This window comes from Natronospirillum sp. (genome assembly GCF_022565775.1).
In the GTDB taxonomy this organism is placed as follows: domain Bacteria; phylum Pseudomonadota; class Gammaproteobacteria; order Pseudomonadales; family Natronospirillaceae; genus Natronospirillum.
In genome coordinates this window covers 1-4,438 of record NZ_JAIUMC010000153.1, presented here as the reverse complement: position 1 = coordinate 4,438, position 4,438 = coordinate 1, and the positions used below count along the sequence as shown (strand labels likewise).

The 4,438-nt window shown below is 60.3% G+C and carries 5 protein-coding genes; all 5 read right to left on the bottom strand.

Annotated elements, in window-relative coordinates:
- Positions 1 to 445, bottom strand: a 445-nt coding sequence (locus LAT62_RS16060; RefSeq protein ID WP_293386203.1) for a hypothetical protein, incomplete at its 3' end; no start/stop codon positions are given.
- A 10-nt stretch (positions 446 to 455) separates the two neighbouring features.
- On the bottom strand, positions 456 to 2,219 hold the full coding sequence (locus LAT62_RS16055; RefSeq protein WP_293386201.1) for an ABC transporter ATP-binding protein: 1,764 nt from the start codon (positions 2,217 to 2,219) through the stop codon (positions 456 to 458).
- On the bottom strand, positions 2,216 to 2,857 hold the full coding sequence (locus LAT62_RS16050; protein WP_293386199.1) for a YrbL family protein: 642 nt from the start codon (positions 2,855 to 2,857) through the stop codon (positions 2,216 to 2,218). The genes LAT62_RS16055 and LAT62_RS16050 overlap by 4 nt, the downstream gene beginning before the upstream one ends.
- Positions 2,851 to 3,891: a CDP-glycerol glycerophosphotransferase family protein gene (locus LAT62_RS16045; RefSeq protein WP_293386197.1), complete on the bottom strand. Its 1,041-nt coding sequence runs from the start codon at positions 3,889 to 3,891 to the stop codon at positions 2,851 to 2,853. The genes LAT62_RS16050 and LAT62_RS16045 overlap by 7 nt, the downstream gene beginning before the upstream one ends.
- Positions 3,891 to 4,292 carry an adenylyltransferase/cytidyltransferase family protein gene (locus tag LAT62_RS16040; protein ID WP_293386195.1) on the bottom strand — a complete coding sequence of 134 codons (402 nt, stop codon included), beginning with the start codon at positions 4,290 to 4,292 and terminating at the stop codon, positions 3,891 to 3,893. Before LAT62_RS16040 ends, LAT62_RS16045 begins: the two co-directional genes overlap by 1 nt.
- Between the last annotated feature and the right edge of the window lie 146 nt (positions 4,293 to 4,438).

Genomic DNA, 4,438 nt, shown 5'->3' with positions numbered 1-4,438 from the left:
CATCCAGTACCGTGCCCAGGGATCTGGCCCAGTCGATGACATGGGCCCGGCCCATGTAGGTGCGGTCTATATGCAGCCTGACGGGCGAGCCTTCCTCGAGCTCCTGCTCGGCAAAGAGGTTGGTGCTGGCAAACAGGTGCAGTCTCTGGGTCAGCGGCGGTCGCATCGGGTGGCGCAGGGTGATCCAGACCGGCTGCTGATACAGTAAGGCCGGCACGACCAGGCGCTCCTGAATGCCCACGCGCACCACCCATTTGGGTTTGAACTTCATGATATCGACCGTCTTGACGCGCAGGCTGGCCGGATACACGGCCTGCCCGACCGCTTCGCCGAACGCCTCGGCGAAGGTATCCAGTTGCTCCTGATCGCGGTCGATATCCTCGACCACCCGGCCGCGTGCCGTCCAGTTGAACTTTTTGCGGTCGATGGTATCTGCAGTGCTCATGGTGTCGATATCAACTCAGGGTCTTGTGCAAAGAATAGTAGGCGCCGCCTTTGGCAATCAACTCGTCATGCGTACCGCTTTCCACCAGGCGGCCCTGATCCATCACATGAATCAGGTCGGCATTGATGACGGTGGACAGGCGATGCGCAATCACCAGAGTGGTCTTGTGTCGGGCCACGGTATCCAGTGTTTCCTGAATCAGTTGCTCGGTGCGGGTATCCAGAGCCGAAGTCGCCTCATCGAGCAACAGTATCGGCGCGTCGCGCAGCAGGGCGCGGGCAATCACCACGCGCTGGCGCTGCCCGCCGGACAAGTTGACACCCCGGGGGCCAGCCAGCTTGTCCAGCCCTTCGGGCAGCACACTGGTAAATTCATCGACCAGCGCGGCTTTGGCGGCTTCTCGAACTTCTTCCGTACTGGCATCCAGACGGCCGAAGGCTATGTTCTGCGCCACTGATTCGTCAAACAGGGCCGAGTCCTGACTGACCACAGCCATCTGCTGACGCAGGCTGTGCAGATCATAGGCATTGATGTTTTCACCACCCAGCAGCACCTCGCCCTCGTCCGGCTCGACCAGCCGGGTGAGCAAATTGAATACGGTGGTTTTGCCAGCCCCGGAGGCGCCCACCAGCGCGGTCACTTTGCCGGCCGGGGCACAGAAACTCAGGTTGTCGATCACCAGTTTGTCGCCGTAGTGAAACACGACCCTGTTCAGCTCGATATCCGCCTGGCTCAGATTCTTCGGCAATGGCTTGAGCTGTGGCTTGTTGATGATGGTCGGCTCGACATCGAAAACGCCATAGAGGCGCTCCAGGCTGGCCATCGCCGCCTGAATGGCCCCGCCGATCTTGCTCAGACGGCGCAACGGATCAAACATCAGGGCCATTGCAGTAAAAAACGCCATGAATTGGCCCACGGTTTTCTCGCCGGCAATGATTTCCTGGCCACCGAAAATGACCACGAAGACGAACCCGACCCCGGCAATAATGTCGATCATGGCGGGCAATGCGGCTTTGCCAATGTTGGCCTTCACCTGCTCGGCACGAAAACGGTCGGTCTCGGCGCCAAAACGATTGTCTTCATGGGCTTCAAGGTTGTTCAACTTGATGGCATTGACGCCATGGAAAATCTCGTCCAGACGCGTCGACATCAAGGCCGAGTTGCGCCGCGCGTTGCGGGTGGTCTGCAGAATCCAGCGATGCAGCAGGCTGATGGGTATTACCAGCAGCGGCGCACCGACAAAGGCGATCAATGTCCAGCGCCAGTCCATGATCAGGGCCACGGTGATCAGCGCGATCAGCGACACGGCGTCCCGCCCCACGGTGACCAGTGCATTGCTGGCGAACGATTTCAGGGCCTGGGTATCACCGCGCACGCGCTCGATCAGAGCACCCGGCGAGTTCTGCGAGAAGAAAGAAGAATCCAGACGCACCAGGTGGCTGAGCAGGTCTTTCTGCATGCTGGTGATGACCCGGATGCCGATGTTGACCGTGATCGCCCGCTGGCCAAAGCCACCCAGCGCCCGGCCTACAAACACGAAGAAAATGATCAGTGCGACCAATGACACATTGCCCGGGTCGTCAGCCACAAAGACATCATCGAACATGGGCTGAACCATGTAGCTGAGCAGCCCCAGCGAGCTACCCTCGATCACCATCAGCACTGCGGCACACAGCAGCAGCGGAATCTGCTTGGAGACATAATCCTTCCACAGGCGCTTGAGCAGCGTGCGGCGCGATGTGTTCTCGTGAATATCAAGGTTGTACTGGCTCACGTATTCTCCACTGCCTTGAGTTTGCGGCGCATTTTTGTCACGAAGTGGCGCTTGGCGCGAGCATTCAGCCAGGCGCTCCAGTGGCGCACCGGAATCCATGTTCGGTCGCCCAGACCATCGATCAGCATGGCCTTGTCGGTATCCATTTCGGGCTCCCGGACCAGCACGATATTGTCCTGATTCAGGTCGCCGAGAACCAGAGGTGTCTGCACTAATTTGTGCAGCAGCTCATGAACGGCTCTTGCCTGCTCCGGGGTCATGGTGCCCTGCCGCATCAGTCGGCGCACCGTCGGTGCCAGGCTGCCATCCTGCGCCCGCGCGGCGCGCACCACAAGGCCGAGTCCGATATCCGTGTCGGCAATACCGATAATCGGCACGATATGCGGAATCAAGGGGGCGTTGGCCTGGTGATAGCGCGAATCCAGGTAGGGCTGCAGCTCGCGCAGGATACCACTGCGGAACAGAAAGCGGTCTTCCGCCTCTCGCCAGCGCCGTTGCCAGCCGCTCTCGTTGCCGGTCATCCGGCTGCGATGGACCTTCACCAGCCAGTCGGGGTTCTCCGGGTGCTGGTAGATCAGTCGGGTCTTGCCCTTCCCTACCGGGGACTGATCAGACAGTTTCAATTCGGGAATCAGCATGGCGGTGGCCCAAAGGTCTTGTGCACACGGCGACGGCGCCAGAAGCCGAGCTGGCGCTGTTTCGGCACCCCGTGGCGTTCAATATAGTCTGCCACAGCGTCCAGCATGCGGGCGGATGACTCGCCATCCGTATAGGGATGATAGCGCTCTTTGACGGTATTGGGCTCGGGCGGGCCCGAGGTCAGCGTTTGCTGCAACACCGGCAGCAATGCCTCGGGCTCGGACACATCCGGCCAGATCGGCGCTTCGGCGGTGGTTTTCCAGGTCACGACGGGCTTGTCGAGCAACAGGGCTTCATAGACCACAGAGGACGTATCACTGAGTAGTAGGTCAGCAGTCACCAGGCAGGGCGACACGTCTGCGTCGCTGGCCAAAAGAACCGACTCGTGCCCGGCCGCAAGGTCGCGACACTGATCCACCCAGCGGGCATCCATCAGCGGGTGAAACTTGACCACCACTTGCATCTCCAGCGCGGCGGCCAGTTCAGGCAACCGCGGCAGCAGGTCAGGCACGGAAGTCAACCGGGGTGAAAAGGTGGGCGCATACAGCAGCACTGGCTGGTTGGGCTGCAGGCCAAGCTGCTGGCGCGCTGCTAAAGGGTCCAGGCTGCCGTTGAACAGGCGGTCGAGGCGGGGCCAGCCGGTTTCCTGAACGTCAAAATCGCCATGACGGCGACTGAGTTCAGCAAAGCGCTCGGTAAAATACGGCCCCTGCGTCAGATAGAGGTCGAAATAGTCGCGAATCCGAAAATGGCCTTTTTTCTCTCCGGCGAAGCCATGAAACACCTGCACTTTCACGCCGGGCAGGTAATAGGGCACTTCGTTCCCCGGCACCAGAATGGCCTGCGGATCAAATGCCATCAGGTCTGCCAGACTGTCGGTGGCGCGGATGCCGTCAGCCACACCGGCAGCGGCCAGGGGCGGGTGCAGGTACCACAGGCAGGTGTAGCCGCGGCGCTCGGCTTCCTGCGCCAGTGGCTGCAGGATGGAGAGTGCATAGGGCTTTTCGCAAAAGAGCACGATGCGCTGGGACATCAGAGATTCTCGGGTATGCCCTTCACCACTTCGATAATGGAGGTGGTTGAAATGGACGGTGTGCGTTCCAGGTAGATGACTTCGCAGACGTCGTTGAACTCGTCGAACTTGCCGGCCCAGTCGTTGCCCATCACCAGTTTATCGGCCTTGTGCTGCAGGATGTAGTCGCGCTTGAGTTCAAGGCTTTCTTCGACGAATACTTCATCGACATAGCGGATGGCGGTCAGGATGGCCAGGCGCTCTTCCTGCGAGTAGACCGGTTTGCGGCCCTTTTTGCGCTCGTTCAGTGTATCCGACGATACGCCGACCACCAGTCGGTCGCCCATCTCCCGCGCCCGTTTGAGTATGCGGATATGGCCGTAGTGCAGGATGTCAAAGGTACCAAAGGTGATAACAGTCATGGGCGCGCTTGGTCTCCGGGCGAATGGGAACCCCAGGCCAGATGGATTGGCCGGTTACAGGCGCGGCATTGTACCAGTAGGCTTTGGCGTAAGCCACGCATGGGGGCCTGCGGCCCCATCGCGCAACGGGGTGCGCTCCCACGGTA